Annotated in this window: 18 protein-coding genes; 1 reads left to right on the forward strand and 17 read right to left on the reverse strand. The window is 31.6% G+C overall.

All coding sequences use genetic code 11. The annotated features are described in order from the left end of the window. The 17 genes from rsgA to SPD90_RS09940 form a co-directional block, all read right to left on the reverse strand. Nucleotides 1-685, reverse strand: a 685-nt coding sequence (gene rsgA / locus SPD90_RS09860) for a ribosome small subunit-dependent GTPase A (RefSeq protein ID WP_320925112.1), incomplete at its 3' end; no start/stop codon positions are given. 51 nt (nucleotides 686-736) lie between these two features. Beyond that, on the reverse strand, nucleotides 737-2,491 hold the full coding sequence (gene pknB / locus SPD90_RS09865; protein ID WP_320925113.1) for a Stk1 family PASTA domain-containing Ser/Thr kinase: 1,755 nt from the start codon (nucleotides 2,489-2,491) through the stop codon (nucleotides 737-739). A 12-nt stretch (nucleotides 2,492-2,503) separates the two neighbouring features. Continuing rightward, nucleotides 2,504-3,256 (reverse strand): Stp1/IreP family PP2C-type Ser/Thr phosphatase, encoded by a 753-nt coding sequence (locus SPD90_RS09870; RefSeq protein ID WP_320624018.1) that lies wholly within the window; start codon nucleotides 3,254-3,256, stop codon nucleotides 2,504-2,506. A gap of 17 nt (nucleotides 3,257-3,273) precedes the next feature. Next, nucleotides 3,274-4,305 carry a 23S rRNA (adenine(2503)-C(2))-methyltransferase RlmN gene (rlmN, locus tag SPD90_RS09875; RefSeq protein WP_320925114.1) on the reverse strand — a complete coding sequence of 344 codons (1,032 nt, stop codon included), beginning with the start codon at nucleotides 4,303-4,305 and terminating at the stop codon, nucleotides 3,274-3,276. A gap of 8 nt (nucleotides 4,306-4,313) precedes the next feature. Then, nucleotides 4,314-5,639 (reverse strand): 16S rRNA (cytosine(967)-C(5))-methyltransferase RsmB, encoded by a 1,326-nt coding sequence (gene rsmB / locus SPD90_RS09880; RefSeq protein ID WP_320925115.1) that lies wholly within the window; start codon nucleotides 5,637-5,639, stop codon nucleotides 4,314-4,316. Nucleotides 5,640-5,738: 99 nt separating this feature from the next. Then, a complete protein-coding gene (locus SPD90_RS09885; protein ID WP_320925116.1) occupies nucleotides 5,739-6,428 on the reverse strand; it encodes a zinc metallopeptidase in 690 nt (229 codons plus the stop codon). Between the two features lie 42 nt (nucleotides 6,429-6,470). Continuing rightward, complete coding sequence (fmt, locus tag SPD90_RS09890; protein WP_320925117.1) at nucleotides 6,471-7,400, reverse strand: methionyl-tRNA formyltransferase; 930 nt, start codon at nucleotides 7,398-7,400, stop codon at nucleotides 6,471-6,473. A 12-nt stretch (nucleotides 7,401-7,412) separates the two neighbouring features. After that, entirely contained in the window at nucleotides 7,413-7,853 is a 441-nt protein-coding gene (gene def, locus SPD90_RS09895) for a peptide deformylase (RefSeq protein WP_320623870.1), read from the reverse strand. A gap of 34 nt (nucleotides 7,854-7,887) precedes the next feature. Further along, nucleotides 7,888-10,443: a primosomal protein N' gene (gene priA / locus SPD90_RS09900; RefSeq protein ID WP_320925118.1), complete on the reverse strand. Its 2,556-nt coding sequence runs from the start codon at nucleotides 10,441-10,443 to the stop codon at nucleotides 7,888-7,890. 63 nt (nucleotides 10,444-10,506) lie between these two features. Further along, complete coding sequence (gene coaBC / locus SPD90_RS09905; RefSeq protein ID WP_320925119.1) at nucleotides 10,507-11,709, reverse strand: bifunctional phosphopantothenoylcysteine decarboxylase/phosphopantothenate--cysteine ligase CoaBC; 1,203 nt, start codon at nucleotides 11,707-11,709, stop codon at nucleotides 10,507-10,509. A gap of 54 nt (nucleotides 11,710-11,763) precedes the next feature. Beyond that, nucleotides 11,764-12,039, reverse strand: a complete 276-nt coding sequence (rpoZ, locus tag SPD90_RS09910) for a DNA-directed RNA polymerase subunit omega (RefSeq protein ID WP_320623854.1) — start codon at nucleotides 12,037-12,039, stop codon at nucleotides 11,764-11,766. 1 nt (nucleotide 12,040) lies between these two features. Beyond that, nucleotides 12,041-12,664, reverse strand: coding sequence for a guanylate kinase (gmk, locus tag SPD90_RS09915; protein ID WP_320623855.1), 624 nt, complete (start codon nucleotides 12,662-12,664; stop codon nucleotides 12,041-12,043). 37 nt (nucleotides 12,665-12,701) lie between these two features. Beyond that, nucleotides 12,702-13,583 (reverse strand): YicC/YloC family endoribonuclease, encoded by an 882-nt coding sequence (locus SPD90_RS09920; RefSeq protein WP_320623856.1) that lies wholly within the window; start codon nucleotides 13,581-13,583, stop codon nucleotides 12,702-12,704. A gap of 1 nt (nucleotide 13,584) precedes the next feature. Beyond that, entirely contained in the window at nucleotides 13,585-14,418 is an 834-nt protein-coding gene (gene dapF / locus SPD90_RS09925; RefSeq protein ID WP_320623857.1) for a diaminopimelate epimerase, read from the reverse strand. Between the two features lie 64 nt (nucleotides 14,419-14,482). Next, nucleotides 14,483-15,538 (reverse strand): site-2 protease family protein, encoded by a 1,056-nt coding sequence (locus tag SPD90_RS09930; RefSeq protein WP_320623858.1) that lies wholly within the window; start codon nucleotides 15,536-15,538, stop codon nucleotides 14,483-14,485. Between the two features lie 60 nt (nucleotides 15,539-15,598). Beyond that, on the reverse strand, nucleotides 15,599-15,844 hold the full coding sequence (locus SPD90_RS09935) for a hypothetical protein (protein WP_320623859.1): 246 nt from the start codon (nucleotides 15,842-15,844) through the stop codon (nucleotides 15,599-15,601). A gap of 10 nt (nucleotides 15,845-15,854) precedes the next feature. After that, on the reverse strand, nucleotides 15,855-16,673 hold the full coding sequence (locus tag SPD90_RS09940; RefSeq protein ID WP_320925120.1) for a nitroreductase family protein: 819 nt from the start codon (nucleotides 16,671-16,673) through the stop codon (nucleotides 15,855-15,857). 201 nt (nucleotides 16,674-16,874) lie between these two features. Here SPD90_RS09940 and SPD90_RS09945 point away from each other — a divergent pair, with 201 nt between their 5' ends. Next, on the forward strand, nucleotides 16,875-18,647 hold the full coding sequence (locus SPD90_RS09945) for an Rqc2 family fibronectin-binding protein (protein WP_320925121.1): 1,773 nt from the start codon (nucleotides 16,875-16,877) through the stop codon (nucleotides 18,645-18,647). The last annotated feature ends 66 nt before the right edge of the window (nucleotides 18,648-18,713 follow it).

Raw genomic sequence — 18,713 nt, forward strand, 5'->3', positions numbered from 1 at the left:
CTATATCGTCAAGTGTCAAAGAACTAAATCCAGGTGTATCTGCAACAAGCCCTCCAAATTCTAATTCAAATAGCTCTGCATGTCGAGTTGTATGTCTACCTCTTTTTATTTTGTCACTTACATCGCCTGTTTTTAATTTGAAGTTGCTGTCTATTTCGTTTAGTAGGCTTGATTTTCCTACTCCTGATGGTCCTGCAAATACAACTGTATTATCTTTAAGCTCTTCCTTTACCTTATCTATATTTATTTTTTCAAAATTACTAACGCCTATTACTTTATATCCACAAGGCTCGTAGATATTCTTTATTTTTTCAAAAGTATTGTCTTCGTCTAAATCTATTTTTGTAAGTACTATTACAATTTCTAGATTTTCTCTTTCTGCAAGAACTATAAATCTATCTAATAAAGATAAATGAGGTGTTGGATTTTTAACAGCAAATACTATTAATGCCTTATTTACATTGGCAATAGGAGGTCTAACAAGCTCTGTTTCTCTCTTTTGTATTTCTTCTACTACACCTTTTTTATTTTCTTCATCTACTATACTAATTTTTACACGATCTCCAACTAGAGGAGTTATTTTATTTTTTCTAAAAATCCCCCTAGCTCTACATTCATAAAGACCATTTTTTGTTTCTACGTAGTAAAAACCTCCAATACCTTTTATTATCCTACCTTCTATCATTAAAGCCCTCCTAAATATTTAAATAATTTAATTTTTTAATACAAATTAAACTTACTCATTACTCTCTTCATTATTGTTGTTATCGTCATTATTGTTACCATCATTATTATTGTTGTCATCGCCATTATTGTTGTCATTGCCATTATTGTTATCATCATTATTATTGTTATCATCATTATTATTGTCATTATCGTTATTAGTATTATTTTCTTGAGGTTTTTTACCCTTACTTATGACTAAATCAATCTTTGTATTTTCAAGAACTCCACTTGTTCCTGATAGTGGACTTTGTGTTATTACTACACCTTCTTCGTAAGACTCACTGTATTGATAGCTTCTAGAACCTACTTTTAAATTATTATCTTCTATAAGTTTTTTAGCTTTCTCATAAGTAAATCCTATACAGTTTGGAACAGTAGCTTCTTTTCCACCTAAGCTTACAACTACATTTATAGTATCTCCAGGTTCTACTTTTCCAGTCTGTGGAGTTTGTGATATTATACGGCCTTTTTCAACATCTGCACTGTATTCTTCTGATTGTTGTAAATTAAGTCCTAAATCATTTGCTTGTTTATTAGCATCATCTATAGATAATCCAACAAAATTAGGAACATCAAATGATTCAACTTGATCTTGATTGTTAGTTCCTGTAGAACCAACTAATCCTTTAAGAGCTGATGCTCCTGCAAATAAAGCGCCTACAATTACTACTAAAGCTAATAAACCAATTATTCCCTTTTTACTTGATTTCTTTTTCTTTTTGCTTTTTTTCTTTACATTACTTTTGCTTGATTTCTTTTTAGGCTTTTCTTCTTCGTAATAGTCATCGTAATCATCATCGTCTTCTTCTTCATAGTCTTCTAAATTTTCTTCGTAATATTTTTTATTTTTATTTGGATGATAATTTTTAGATTTAGCAAGCAATTTATCTTGGTCGATCTTTTGAGTCACATAATTATCGTACTCTTTTATAAAATCTAAGTCTATATTTTTTTCTATGTATTCTATATCTTCTATTACTTCTTCTGCACTTTGATATCTGTCCTCTGGAGATTTTTCAGTTAATTTACTTATTAAAGTTCTGACACTATGAGGTATTCTAGTCTTTTCCTCTTGTGTAAATTCAATATCTTCATTTATATGTTGAAGCGCTATAGATATAGGGCTATCTCCTCTAAATGGGACTCTCCCTATTATCATCTCATATAACACTATACCTAGCGAATATAAGTCGGCATTTTTTGCTACTGGTTGTCCCTTAGCTTGTTCTGGAGAAAAATAATGTACAGATCCTATTATGCTTCCTATATTCGTAATTGTTGAATTTGAAACAGCCTTAGCTATACCAAAATCAGCAACCTTAACCTGTCTACCTTCATTCGAGATCAATATATTATGTGGCTTTATATCTCTATGAATAACTCCCTTTTTATGAGCAGCACTTAAAGCCTGAGCTATTTGCTTAGTTATATCAAGAGCTGTATATTCATCTAAAACGCCTTCATTTTTTATTATCTCTTTTAAATTTTGTCCATCTACATACTCCATTACTATATAGTGAACTTTGTCCTCTTGACCTACGTCGTAAACATTTACTATATTAGGATGTGTTATATTCGCAACAGCTTCTGCTTCTCTTTTGAATTTAGCTAAAAATTCTTCATCGTCTGCAAATTCTGGTCTTAAAACCTTGACAGCCACAATTCTATTTAAAAGCTTATCTTTAGCTTGATATACAAAAGCCATACCTCCATCGCCTATTTTTCTAATAATTTGATATCTATTACCTAAAATTGTTTCTTCCACATTCTCACCATCCTAACTCTTTTCAATTACTATTACAGATACATTATCTTTTCCTGCGGTTTCATTCGCAAAATCTATTAAATGCTGTGCTACTTTATCTAAATCGTCATCACTTGATAAAAGCTCTTTTATTTTATCATCTACAACATATCCTGTAAGTCCATCAGTAGCTAGTAAAATTTTATCATTTATTTGTAGTTTTTCTCTAAATATATCTACTATAACCATCTCATCTGTACCCATGGCTCTAGTTATATGATTTCTTATTGGATGTGTCATAGCTTCTTCTTCAGATATAATATGCATTTTGACCAAATCCTCTACTACAGAGTGATCTGTCGTTATACGTCTTAAATCACCTTCTCTAAGTATATAGCATCTGCTATCTCCAACATTTGCAACGTACATATCGTCGTTGTAGATGACTACAGTAACTAAAGTAGTTCCCATTCCATAAAAAGCTTCATCTTCTTTAGATTTTTCATATATTTTACAATTTGCATAGTTATACGCTTGTTTTATAACATCATCGAAATAATCTATTTTTATACTTCCTGCTTGAGATAAATTTTGAGATAAAAATTCTATTATACTATTTACAGCCATTAAACTAGCAACTTCACCTTTATTATGGCCACCCATTCCATCAGCTAAAGCAAATATCCCTATTTTTGTATTATCATCCTTGCATATGATTTTTGCATCTATAAAATCTTCGTTATTTTTTCTAACCTTTCCTATATCCGACGCCAAACTAAAAATCATATTGTTACCCCCTTCTTCTACTTGTGCTTTCTTCTCAATTGTCCACAAGCTCCTCCTATATCAGAACCCATAGAAATTCTTACAGTAGTTGGTATATTATTTTTTTCTAATGCATCTCTAAACTTATAAATATAAGTTTTATCAGGTCTTTCAAAGTCCCTTTCCTCGACTTTATTTATAGGAATTAAATTTACATGGCATAGCATTCCCTTTAAAAGTCTACTAAGCTCATCAGATTCAGCCTTAGAATCATTTACTCCTTTTATCAAAGAGTATTCAAAAGTTACTCTTCTATTAGTTTTGTCTATATAGTTTTGGCATGCCTTTATCAAATCCTTTACTTTGTATTTCTTTGCGACTGGCATTATTTCAGCTCTCTTATCGTCAAAAGGAGAATGTAGAGATAACGCTAAATTAATAGGTATATTTAAATCTGCTAATTCATACATCTTTGGTATTAGACCACAAGTCGAAAGAGTTATATGTCTATATCCTATGTTTAGACCATTTTTCTCATTTACAATTTTTAAAAATTGCTTAGTATTTTCGAAGTTATCTAGTGGTTCTCCACTTCCCATCAAGACTAAATTAGAAACTCTCTTTCCTGTGTCCTCTTGAATTTTCATTATTTGATCTAAAATTTCCCAAGGCTCTAAATTCCTGATAAGTCCATCCATAGTAGATGCACAGAATTTGCATCCCATTCTACATCCCACTTGATTAGATATGCATGCTGTAACTCTGTCTTCATATTCCATCATTACTGATTCTATTATATTACCATCGTTTAGTAAAAATAAATATTTTTTTGTCTTATCTACTTTAGATTTTAGCACCAATTCAGTATCTAGGTTACCTATATAGGAAACTTTTTCTAATTTTTCTCTCAAAGTCTTAGGAATATTTCTCATATCGTCAAAGGTTTTAGCTCCCTTGTATATCCACGAGAAAACTTGACTTCCTCTAAACGGCTTTTCACCTATTTCCTTCATAAATTCTTTTAATTCTTCTTCAGTAAAGTTTTTCAAGGCTACTTTTTTATCTTCCATATTTTTACCTACCTTACTCTCTTTAGTTTAGCTATAAAGAATCCATCCATGCCGTGTACATTTGGATAAATTTTTATATAGCCTTTTTCTTCATTTTCTAAGTCTATATTTATATTTTCGATTTTGTCGAATTCAAATCTCTTGTTGCTTTGTAAAAAGCTCTCTACTATTTCTATGTTTTCGTTATCTTGAACTGTACATGTGCTGTAGACTAGGGTTCCTCCTACCTTCACGTACTTAGAGGCATTTTGAAGTATATCCTTTTGTAGTTTAGGAAGATCTTTGACCTCTTCTTTTTGTTTGTACTTGATTTCAGGCTTACGTCTTATTATTCCTAGGCCTGAGCAAGGTACATCTGCAAGCACGTAGTCGAATTTATCTACGCTCTCTTTGTCTAATTTAGTTGCGTCGAATAATTCTACATCTACATTTTTTAATCCAAGACGTCTTACTGAGCTTTGTATTAATTTTATTTTGTGCTCGTATATATCTCTAGACACTACATGTCCAGTGTTGTTCATAAGTGTAGCTATATGAGTAGTTTTTCCACCTGGAGCACTACATACATCTAGGACCTGGCTATCTTCTTTAGGATTTAATACCTTAGCAGCTAGCATAGAGCTTACATCCTGTACTGTAAAAAATCCTTTTTTGTATAGCTCGTTATTTTCTATATTTTTAAGGTTACTTACTTTTATAGCCTCTTCTAAGAAAGGAACTTTTTCGCAATTTACTTCTTGCTCTTCTAGTAATTTTATCAATTCCTCTCTAGTCGTTTTTAATGTATTTATCCTTAAATAAAGACTCGGCTTTTCGCTATTAGCCTCAAGTAAATCCTCTGTAAATTCTCTTCCAAAATGGCTTATCCAATTTCTAATTATCCATTTGTCATATGAATATTTAGTAGATAAATTGTCCACCGTATCTTTTATTTTTACCTCTTTAATAGTGTCCTTTTGTCTTATTACATTTCTCAAGACTGCATTTACAAATCCTGAAGATCTATTGTCTAGTTTTTTTGCTAGGTTGACAGTTTCATTGACTGCTGCGTAATCTGATACACTATCTAAAAATAAAATTTGGTATATTCCCATTCTAAGAAGTATTTTGACCTTTATATTTAATTTATTAGTTTTTATTTTTGATAATTTATCTATTATATAATCTAGGTAAATTTTATTTTCGACAACTCCGTATACGATTTCTGTAGCAAAGCCTCTATCTCTACCATCTAGATTACAATCTTTAAAATGCTTATTTATAGCCATATTTGAGTAGTTTTGATTTTTCTCAATATCAAATAAAACCTTATAAGCTAAATTTCTTGATTTCATAAAAAATTTCTCCTTAATCAAATTAAGGGCGTGTCACAAAATAAACTTTTGATAATCGCACTCTGCAACACTCCCTTATTATATTACCATATTTTTTGCCTAATCATCTCTTCTGTTGGCAATTGTAATTAATCGTAATAATTGAAGTACTGCTGTAGCTGCTGCTGCAACATAAGTCAAAGCTGCTGCCTTAAGTACTTTTCTACTTTCTCTTCTTTCGTCATGACTTACTATGCCTAAGCTTTCAATTTGAGCTAAAGCTCTACTAGAAGCATTAAATTCAACCGGTAAAGTCACCAATTGGAATACTACTGTAGCTGCAAATAGAAGTATACCTATTTTAAGTAGGAAATTAAAAGACGACATAAATAAGCCTACCATTATTAAAATCCAAGATGCATTTGAAGCAAAATTAACCACAGGAACTATAGCCCCTCTTATAGTAAGCGGTGCATATCCTCTCGCATGTTGAATAGCATGACCACATTCATGGGCTGCTACAGCAACAGAAGTTATAGATGTTCCTCTGTATACATCTTGCGATAGTCTTAAAACTCTACTTCTAGGGTCGTAGTGATCACTTAAAGTTCCACCTATCATTTCAATTCTCACATCGTAAATTCCATTTGCATTTAAAATTTCTCTTGCAGTTTGTTCACCTGTATATCCTCTTTGTGTGCGAACTCTAAAATACTTATTTGTAGTTGAGCTTACTTTAAATTGAGCATACAGAGTAAGTATTATAGCCGGAATTAATATTATATATGTTGGATCATATCTATAGTACATAATTACGTCCTCCCTATTTCCTGTTATACATCATAATATTTATTATTGAAGTACAGTTCCTTCTTCCAAAGAATTTCCTTTTATAAATTCTTTGACTTCCATTCTCTTTTTGTTTGGCATTTGTATTTCTGTTATTAAGATTACTTTGTCCTTAGTGCTTACTTTTATACCTTCTTTATCTACTTTAAGTATAATACCAGGCTCCTTTGTACTTTTTTGATCTAGTACTTTAGTTTTCCAAATCTTCATTTTTTTATCCATATAAGTAGTATATGCACTTGGCCATGGGTTTACTCCTCTTACTAAATTGTGTATTTCTTTAGCAGTTTTTGAAAAATCCACATGTCCTAAATTTTTGTCCATTATAGGTGCATAAGAAAACTCATCGTGGTTTTGAGGAGTTCTAGGCGCTTTGCCTTCCTTTATTAAATCTAAAGTCTCGCAAAGTACTTTACTTCCCTCTAATGTCATCCAGTCGTGAAGCTCTCCTGCTGTGATTTCATCGTCTAATTTGAATTCACTTTGCAAAATTATATCTCCTGAATCTAGACCTTCATCCATAAACATAGTTGAAACGCCTGTTTTTTCTTCACCGTTTATTATCACCCAGTTAATCGGAGCTGCTCCTCTGTATTTTGGAAGCAGTGATACGTGCACATTTACGCATCCATATTTTGGTATATTTAAAAATTCTTTAGATAAAAGCTGTCCATATGCTACTACTACGATAACATCTGGATTTAAATCCTTTATTTCCTTTACAAATGATTCTTCCTTTGCTTTAACTGGTTGATACACTGGTAAATTATTTTCTATCGCTACCTGTTTAACTGGAGAAAAAACTATTTTTTTACCTCTACCAACTTGTTTATCTGGTTGTGTAACTACACCTATTACATCGTATTTTTTTTCTATAAGTTTTTCAAGACACCCACTTGCGATATCTGGTGTCCCCATAAATAATATTTTCAAATAAATCAACTCCTATTTTACAACTTTGTCTACATATAATATTCCGTCTAGGTGATCTATTTCATGGCAGAAGGCTCTTGCTAGTAATTCTTCACCTTCTATTTCAAACCATTCACCTTCTCTATTTTGAGCCTTAACCTTTACTCTATATGGTCTTACAACTTCTCCACTTTCTCCTGGAACACTTAAGCATCCTTCATTATCTAAATATTCACCTTCTGTTTCTATTATTTCTGGATTTATAAGCTCTATAAGTCCTTCTCCGATATCAATTACTACCATTCTCTTAAGAATCCCAACTTGTGGAGCTGCAAGTCCAACACCGTCAGCATGGTACATAGTATCTGCCATATCGTCTAATAATTGTCTTATTTTATCGTTTACTTCTGTAACTACTTTAGATTTCTTTCTTAAAACTGGTTCTCCTATTTGCACTATTTGTCTTAACGCCATTTTAATTCCTCCTAAATCTTAAATTTCCTATTCATTATAAAATACTATTTGGATTAATATCTATTGATATGTTAACTTCTTTTTCAAATACAATATCTCTCTTAGTTATACATATATATTTTATTATACCCTTTAATAAATTTATTTCAATATTATCATCTTTAAATAATATTTGCCATCTATAATTAGAGTTTATTCTCGAAATCGAGCAAGGGTTAGGTCCTAAGATAAAATTAAAATCCTTTATCCCACGTTCTTTTAAAAGATATACAAGCGTATTGTAGAAATTAAAAATATTTTTCTTAACCTGAAGCTCCCTTTTGCCACTTACTACAACACTCAGCATGTTGTTGAAAGGAGTGTAGTTAAACAGCTTTCTGATTTTTATCTCGTCCTCGTAAAATCCCTTAAAATCGTAGTCTACTATTCGCTTTATCACACTGCTTTCACTGCTGTAGGTCTGAAGTATTACCTTTCCTTCCTTTTCAGATCTTCCGGCTCTACCAGATACCTGTGTAACAAGCTGGAATGTATTTTCGAAGCTCTTAAAATCAGGAAAGTTGAGCATCATATCTGCAGACAATATCCCAACTAATGTAACATGCTTAAAGTCGAGACCCTTACTTATCATCTGAGTTCCTACAAGTATATCTGCCTCTCTATTTTGAAATTTATTTAAAATATTTTCAAGGTCGTTTTTCTTTGAAGTTGTATCCTTGTCGATCCTCAAAACTCTAATTCCAGCAAACATATTTTTTATTTCTTCCTCGATTTTTTCAGTTCCAAGACCAAATTCCTTGACGTATTTACTGCCACATTCAGGACAGGTTTTAGGAATATGCGCTTCGTATCCGCAGTAGTGACATTTTGCTATATTTTGGCTTTTGTGGTATGTCAACGAGATATCGCAGTTTTTACATTTAAAAACATATCCACATTCTCTACACGAAACAAAACTCGAATATCCTCTTCTATTTAAAAATAGAATGACTTGGTTTTTATTTTTTATCTCTTCCTCTATCTGAAGTCTCAATTTATTGCTCAAAAAGCTTCTATTTCCGCATTTTAATTCGTCTTTCATATCGACTACTTCTATTTTAGGAAGCGGTTTGTTATTTGCTCTTTTTGTGAGCTCTATAAGCTCATATTCGTCGTTTTTGGCTCTGTAGTACTCCTCTACTGAAGGCGTCGCAGAGCCCATCACAAGAGTTATATTCCTCTTATTTACTAAATATCTCCCGACTTCTATAGTTGAAAACTTCGGGTTGCTCTCAGATTTATAAGAGCTTTCGTGAAACTCGTCCACTATAACTACACCCAAGCTGTTAAAAGGCGCAAATATAGCTGATCTAGCTCCTATCAAGATTCTTATATTTCCTTTTTTTATCTCTCTAAATACATCATGTCTCTCTCCTTCAGAGAGCTTACTATGGAAAACTCCGACTATATCCTTAAACTTGTTTTTAAATCTAGCTATAGTCTGTGGAGTAAGTGATATCTCTGGAACTAAAACAATACTATCAAGCCCCTGCTTTAAGGCGTAATCTATTATTTCCTTATATACCTCGGTTTTCCCACTTCCTGTCACACCGTGGATCATATAAGGCTTTTTATTTTCATCGAACATCTCACCGGTTATTTTTTCTATAGCTCGATTTTGTTCTTCATTTAAAACTACGTCTTTATTTTTGTAATTTAAATTAGATTCGGCCCTTCTGTAAAAATCATCGTATTTAAATTCTACTAAGTTTTTTTCCTCTAGAGATTTGATGCTCGCTTTAGATACATTTAATAAATCCATCAAATCGTTTATCTCTACATCTTGATTATTTTTCAGGAATTCTATAACCTGTCTTTGCTTATCACCTAATCGTATTTTTCGTTCTTTTATATGGAGCATCAAATCTATATAATTCATCTTTAAAGAGACATAACATATTTTTATTTCATTTTTTATGCTTTTGTATTCCCATTTTAAATCTATCAAGGACTCTTCCTTCATCTTATATAGTAGGCTATTGATGCTATTTGTAACTTGATTTTTCAACGATTTCTTATCCTTCTTTTCACAACTATCGATTAAATCATTTACTTTTTCATCTATTAATCTTTCTAATTTTATTTTGCCTTTGCTATCTAAGACCTTTTGGAACACAAATTTTTTACTTTCACTTAGCTTTTCACATAAATCGTAGAGCTCATATGGCTCTATATCTTTAAGCGACTGACTTATTGTGACGACCTTGTAGTTGTTGAGCTTATATCCCTTGGGAATAATTAAATTTATACAATCCATATATGTACATAGATATCTATTTTTCATCCAATGAATTAACTCCAAATCCTCTCTCTTCAAAATCGGCTTTTCATCCAGTACATCGTAAATACACTTAGTTTCTATATTTTCGTCGTTATTGTCAGTTATATTAAAAACATACGCCTCTATAGGCTTATCTCCTTTTCCAAAGGGTACAAGAACTCTATGTCCAAGGCTTATTTCGTCTAATAAAAATTTTGGTATCTGATATGTAAATAAATTATCTGTATATTGACTGTTATTTTTGACTACAACCTTTGCATACTTCTCCATCCTCGTACTCCTTTCATTTGTTTTCATTACTAAAAGAGGAAATCATATGATTTCCCCTTGAGCTTATTTATTGTCCAATAAAGATTTAATCTTATCTAAAATTACAGATGCAACCTCTTCCTTAGTCATCATAGGGTATTTTGTCATACTTCCATCCTTCTCTATGATGCTTACTACATTTGTATCAGTGCCAAAGCCTGCACCACTTTCCTTTAAGTTATTTGCAACTATGAAATCCATATTTTTCTTTGCAATTTTGCCCTTTGCATTTTCTATCAAGTCGTTAGTTTCAGCTGCAAAGCCTACTAATATCTTGTCTTTTTTAATTTTACCAATTTCATAGGCGATATCCTTATTTCTATCTAATTCTATAACTAAATCTCCATCTTTTTTCTTGATTTTTTTGTCGCTGTATTCCTTTGGCTTATAATCTGCAACTGCAGCACTTTTTATTACTACATCATTTTCGTCTAAGTTAGAAATAACTGCTTGATACATATCCTCTGCTGATGTTATATTTATAACCTTCTTTATATTAGATGATGGCTTTAAGCTTGTCTTTCCTGATACTAAAGTAACTTCAGCTCCTCTAGCAGCTGCAACCTTAGCTATAGCATAACCCATCTTACCACTTGAGCGATTAGTCAAATATCTAACAGGGTCTAAGCTTTCTATTGTAGGTCCTGCTGTTATTATTATTTTTCTGCCTACTAAATCCTGTTCATAATTTAATAGAGCTTCTACGTTTTCAACTATTACCTCTGGTGATGCTAGCTTTCCACTTCCGATATCTCCACAAGCTAATCTTCCACTTTCTGGATCTATAAATTTATATCCATGCTCTTTAAGTATAGATATATTTTTTTGAACTAATGGGTTTTCATACATATTAGTATTCATAGCTGGTGCTATAAGCACTTTTGCCTTTGTAGCCGCAATTGTAGTTGTAAGCATATCATCACAAATACCATTTGCTATTTTACCTATGACATTTGCAGTCGCTGGTGCAACTAAGAATAAATCAGCTTTTTTGGCAAGGGCTATATGCTCAACATCCCATGTCTTTGGATCTTCAAACATATCGCTTACTACATAATTTTGGCTCAATGTTTGAAATGTAAGAGGCCCTACAAATTCACAAGCGCTCTTTGTCATAATAACATGTACGTCGGCATTTAATTTTTTAAGTCTGCTGACAACATCACAGACCTTGTACACTGCAATTCCGCCACTTACGCCTATTACAACAGTCTTACCTTTTAGCATATTTTTCTCCTTATTAATTGTAATTTATTAAATCATCTTCCCAAGCAGTAGCTATTAGTCTTGTTCTAATTCTTTTTGTTGTTTTTCTTGTTCTAGATGATGCTCTAATTCTTTTTGTTCTATTTCTTCTGGTGTTAATAATCTATAAGTTATTTTTTCTTCAGCTACTTCTTCAGTTGCTATACAAACTGGTTTATTTTCACCTTGTTTGTTTTCTACGTATATTTCAGAACCGTCAACTATTTCTCTTGCTCTCTTAGCCACAGTCCCAACTAAATAATATCTGTTACTTATTTTTTCTAATACGTCGTTTATTGATGGTTTTATCATTTTATAATTCCTCCTCAAATTTTTTTATAATTGCATTTTCATATCTTCTAGCTTTATTTTTTTCTGCTACAATTATATTTTCTATAGCTATAGCAGCTTCTGTCGTCTTGTTGTTTTCATTGAATACAAAGTAATCGTAGTCTTTTATTTGTTTTATTTCTTCAAAAGAAGTACTAAGTCTTTCGTTTACTTGTTCTTCAGTTTCTGTACCTCTAGATGTAAGTCTCTTCTTAAGCTCTTCAAGTGAAGGAGGTAGTACAAATATAAGTACTGCTTCTGGGTACATATCTTTTACTTGTCTAGCACCTTGCATCTCGATTTCTAATATAACATCGCTACCTTCTTCTAAGTACTTCATTACAGGTCCTTTAGGAGTTCCATAGAAATTGCTGTAAATTTGTGCATATTCTAAAAATCCACCTTGACCTATCATTTCTTTAAATTTCTCTCTAGTTAGAAAGAAATAACTTTCTCCATCTACTTCTCCTTCTCTAGGAGCTCTAGTAGTAGCAGATACTGAAAGCTTAAAATCAGGATTTCTTTTTATCAATTCTTTACAAACAGTTCCTTTACCTGCACCTGATGGACCAGAAACAACTAATAATAATCCTTTTTTCTTAATCATTATTATATCTTCCTTTCTCTATTGCTATGTATAAATACTATTCTATATTTTGAATTTGTTCTCTAATTTTTTCTAATTCGCTTTTTACTTCAACTACTAAGTTAGTGATGTTTATATCAGAAGATTTTGATCCCATAGTGTTTATTTCTCTATTCATCTCTTGGATAAGGAAATCCATCTTTCTTCCTACTGAATCGTCCTTTACTACTGTGTTTCTAAGCTGAACTATATGAGAATTAAATCTTACTATTTCCTCAGTTATAGAGCTTTTATCTGCGTATATAGCTACTTCCTGTGCCATTCTATTTTCGTCTATTTCATTTGGATTTTCTAATAATTCCTTTATTCTAGTGTTTAATTTATCTCTGTAATCTTCAACTACTGTGTCAGATAATTTTTCGATTTGATTTATATAATCTGATAGTATATCACATCTTTTTAGAGTATCCTCTTCCAATTTTTTACCTTCAGCTACTCTCATTTCGACAAGCTTATTAAGAGCTATTTCTAAAGCATCTTTAAACATTGCCCACATTTCATCTTCGTCTTCTTCTTTTTCTTCTGTCTTTACTATATCAGGAAACTTAGCTACATTCATAACTGATATATCATCAGTTAATTCGTATTTATCTCTAATAGTTTTTAATATGTTTATATATTGACTCGCTAAGTTTTCATCGAACTTTAAGTTTACATCTTCTGAACCTATTAAGTCAAGCTTTACATATAAATCAACTCTTCCTCTTTTTATAAAATCTTTGATAAAATTTCTAGCTTTATCCTCCAAAAAGTTGATTTTTCTAGGAAGACGCATATTTATATCGCAATATCTATGATTGATAGTCTTACATTCTACCAAAAATTGATAGTTGTCATTTTTTACCTCGCCTCTTCCAAATCCAGTCATACTAATTGCCATATTATACCTCCAAGTTTCCTTCACATATTTTTACAGCTGGACCTGTCATATATGCAAATCCATCTTCTAAATCTATTTTTACACTTCCACCTTCAGAAGTTACATTTACACTTTCTCCTACTTTTCCAAGGTAGTTGCTTATAACGACTGATGCAGTCATACCTGTTCCACAGCCAAAAGTATATCCACAGCCTCTTTCAAATGTCTTTACTAGTATGTTTTTATCGTCAACTATTTGTACAAAGTTTACGTTAGTTTTTTGAGGAAATACTTGATGTCTTTCAATCGCTGCTCCGTATTTTTGAACCTCGTCCATATCTAATTTGTCTACAAATATAACTGTATGAGGAACTCCCATAAGCATTGATGTAACTGTGTACTCTCTATCAAGTACGTCTATCTTTTGTTCTATAAATTTTTCAGCTGGAGTATCTACAGGAACGTCCTTTGCTAAAAAACTTCCACCACCCATATTTACTCTTATAGTTTCAATTTCTCCGTCTTTTAAGTTTAATTTTACTTTTTTAACTCCGTCTAATGTGTACACATCAAATTCATCTTTTTTTACTATATTGTTATCGTAAACAAATTTTACGAAGCATCTAAGACCATTTCCACACATAGCAGCGCGAGAACCGTCTGAATTATAATAAACCATCTCAACGTCTGCAACATCTGAATTTTTTACGACTAATAGACCATCTGCCCCTACAGAAAATTTTCTGTGACATGCTCTTTTAGCATAATCTCCGTAATCTGCTGGATCTATACCATCTTCTCTTCCATCTATTGCTACAAAGTCATTTCCTATTCCGTGTAATTTCCAAAATTTCATCTTCTCGCCCCTTTGATTTTTTCTAACACTTAATTATACCCTATTTCGATTTAAAAATAAATATTTACGAAATTTTATCTATTAATTCTTTTACTAATTCCTTTTCCATAATTGCCTGTCCCTTTAGAGGGAATTTATCTGCAACCTTAAGCGCCTCATTTGCGTATTCAAGTGCTTTTTGAGTATTTTTATTTGTATAGTATTCGTAGTAAGATTTTACTCTAAGTCCATTTAAGTCCATGTCTTTTTGAAGCACATTTCCAGCATTTTTATAGTTTTTTTCGGAATTTACCTTGTCCTCTTTTATAGAGTAATTAAAGCAAATTTCGTAATATATTCCAGGCAACATAGGCTCTGGTATCTTATCTATATTTTTTTCCAATAAACCTATATAATAATCAACTTCAGAGTAATTTTTAGAATCTAAAGCCTTAAAATAGCTGTAAAATAAAAAGTATACCTTTGTAAAATTCATCTCACCCTCTGAATCAAATTCAACCTCGATATCCTTTGGTCTAACACCGTGAGACACTTGTGCTGAAAGTCTATTTAACTTCAATAGGTCATTTGCAAATGGCTTTTTCAAAATGATGCTCCAAACTATCATTCCATCGCTTGGATTATTTCCACTCATAATTGGAAGTGCATTTAAAACACCTGTAAAAAACGATGTAAGTGAAAAAGCGATTAAAAATACTTGAATATTTCCATCTATATAAAATGATATTAAAATTCCTATAATCGCACTTATAAAATTAAATAAAATTCCACCCATATAGTAAATCGTATGTCTGTATTGTTCGATTTCTTCTTTGGGAGGTATCATAGCACAGAATCCTCCATAATCCTTTGGCTTTAATATCATAAATTTAAATCTTTCATTTTCCATTTTCCAACATAGCGGTCCTATTGTAAATGAAATTAATTTATATCCAGCTATTTTTCCAAATACATAGTGACCGAACTCATGTATATTAATTATAAAAAACAATGATATAACTATAGATAATCCAAATACAATCATCTCCATTGGTCCTATATCAAGCACTATAAATATTCCTACAATGACTAATCCCAATAAAATACCCGCTGCTATTGATATTTTTTCACCCTTTTTCATAAAATTCACTCCTAAACATATCTCCTCGTAAAAATCAATTATTTATAATCACAAATGCATTTATTTTTTTTGTTTTTTATTATTTGCTTTTTTATCGTTTTTCTTAGATTCTGCTTCTTTTTCTTCTTTTTTGGCTTTATTCATCTTAAGTATAGATATTAGCAAGCATATTATTGAAAGCATATAGCATGCCATAGCTATAGTAGTATTATCTATTTTTACAATTTTGTCTAATACATAACCTGTCATTAAAAATAATATACCTGCAATTGATAAATTCGTATAATTCTTTTGTTTCTTATCCATAATTCTCCTCCTAAATAAATCTTACTTTTGCTTTATTTCTAGGTACAGTTCTAAAGTACTCCATATCTGGATAGCCCATTATCATACACACTTGAACCTTTTGATCTTCTTCCATTCCTAAAACATCTCTTATCTCTTTATTTGAATTAACTGCCCTTACAAAATATCCACTAAAGCAGACACCTACACCCATAGCATTTGCCATAAGCTCCATATTTGAAGCAGCTAGTGCAGCATCTACTGGTGAATTAGAAGTTAAAAGGACAATAGTCTTAGCGTTGAAAAATAAATATGTATCATCGTTTGGATTTTCTAAATACTTCTTATATCCAGTTGTCCAATTATTTGCATAACGGATTAAATTTTGGTCTATATTTTCTGTACTTAATATATCTTCGCCTAAGCTGTTTAAAGTCTCAAGTCCCAATTTAGTTATTTCCCTTAGTTTATCCTCTACTACTATATAAGATACTCCCTGCGAATTTCCACCAGTCGGAGTAAAGCGACCGGCTTCTATTATTTTTTCAATTTCATCCCTTTTTATCTTTTGATCCTTAAACCTTCTCGTAGATCTTCTAAATTTAATGAAATTTAAAATCTTTTCGTCTTCGATATAAAATTCTTCTTTATTATATTCCTTGACTTCGTTCATGTCTAAGTCAACACACTCTACAGCATTTTGCGGACAAATCGCTATACAATGCCCACAATTTCTACATTTATCATTATCTACAATAATTTTACTATCTTGGTTCGATAAAGCCTTAAAAAAACAATCGTTTATACAGCTTTCACAGACTACACATTTATCATAATATATTTTAACCATAAAGCCATTTCCCCTTTCCAATAAATTTAGATATATTTATTGTATCTTATTTAAATAAATAAGTAAAACAACTCTAGCAAATATCAAAGCATATGTATATAATTATTATGTAAATAATAAGATAAAAATCAAATACTAATTTAGTAAATACAAATATATATTGTAAAATTGAATATTATCTATTAAAGAAAGGAGAAAATTATGGCATTAGACGGTTTAGTTGTACACTCTCTAGCAAGCGAATTAAAATCGAAGCTAGTCGGTGGTAAAATAGATAGAGTTCATCAACCAGAAAGCGATGAAATACTTCTTTATGTGAGAAATAATAGAGAAAATTTTAAAGTTGTCTTAAGCTCTAGCGCATCAAATCCTAGAGTCTATATAGCAAATAACTACAACAAGGAAAATCCTCTAAAGGCACCTATGTTTTGTATGTTGCTTAGAAAACACCTTCAAGGAGGTATAATCACTGACATCACTCAAGTTGGATTTGAAAGAATTATAAAAATAAGCGTCGAATCACTTGATGAATTAAAAGACAAGAGCACTAAAAATATATACGTTGAAATAATGGGAAGACACAGTAATATAATTTTAACTCACGATGAGGACTCTAGCATAATAGATTCAATCAAAAGAGTTCCACCTAGCATAAGTAGAGCTCGCCAAATCTTACCTGCTATGACTTATGAGCTTCCACCAGCACAGGATAAAATAAATCCTCTAAAGGGAACTTCTCTTAAATCGTTTATAAATACCTTGAGGGATTTCGATGGACCTATTTTCAAGGCTATATACAGCAAGTTTTTAGGAATAAGTCCTACTGTAGCTAAGGAAATTTGCTTTAGAGCAAATATAGATGTGAAATCTAAGGGTGAGGATTTATCGAGAGATGAATTGTCGCTTTTATACAGAGTTTTCTCAGATATATTTACTAAGGTAAAAAATGAAGAATTTAAGCCTTGTATAGTAATCGACGAAAAAGTAGATAAGGTCGTGGATTTCAGCTCTATAGATTTGACCTTGTTTGAAGGGTATAAATTTATATACGATGAAAGTATATCTAAAATTGTAGAGGATTACTACATAACTAAGGACTTCAAGGACAGAGTTCATCAAAGAACTTACGACCTTAGAAAGAGTATTTCTATCAAGCTAGATAGACTTTACAATAAACAAAAGAAACAAAAGAAGGAGCTTTCACAGGCTGAAAATGCAGATATATACAAAGTAAAGGGTGAGCTTTTAACTGCATATATCTATATGATACAAAAGGGAATGAAGAGCATCGAGGTAGACAATTTCTACGATGAAAACTGCGTCAAGATGACTATAGAGCTAAACGAAAACCTTACTCCTTCAGAAAACAGCCAAAAGTACTTTAAAAAATACAACAAATTAAAAACTGCTAAAAAAGAGCTTACAGAGCAAATGGCTATAAGCAAGGACGAGATAGAATATCTAGAAAACGTCCTTTTAAGTATAGAAAACTGCGAAAATCTAGAAGACTTAGAAGATATCAAGGAAGAGCTTATAAAATTAGGATATGCAAGGGCACCACGTAGATTTAAGCCTAAAAAGGAAATGGATTTAACTACAAAGCCTAATAAATTCATATCATCTGATGGATTTACTATTTTAGTCGGCAAAAACAACAAGCAAAACGACTACCTTACTTTGAGAATCGCCGATCCTGAAGATATTTGGATGCATACTAAAAATATCCCCGGCTCTCACGTAATCATAAAATGCGCTGGAAGCGAAGTTCCAGACAACACTTTACTTGAAGGTGCTATGCTCGCTGCATACTTCAGCAAGGGACGTATGTCTTCACAGGTACCAGTTGACTACACTATGAAAAAGCATGTCAAAAAACCAAGCGGCTCAAAGCCTGGTATGGTAATTTACGAGACTAATAATACAATTTATGTAACACCAGAGGAAGAAGTCGTTTCTAAATTAAAAGAAAATTAATTTTACTTATATTCAAAAAAGGAAATGCGATTTATATTTTACTATAAATTGTCATTTCCTTTTTAT

Origin of the sequence: Intestinibacter sp. (assembly GCF_034113885.1) — a bacterium.
In the GTDB taxonomy this organism is placed as follows: Bacteria; Bacillota; Clostridia; order Peptostreptococcales; family Peptostreptococcaceae; genus Intestinibacter.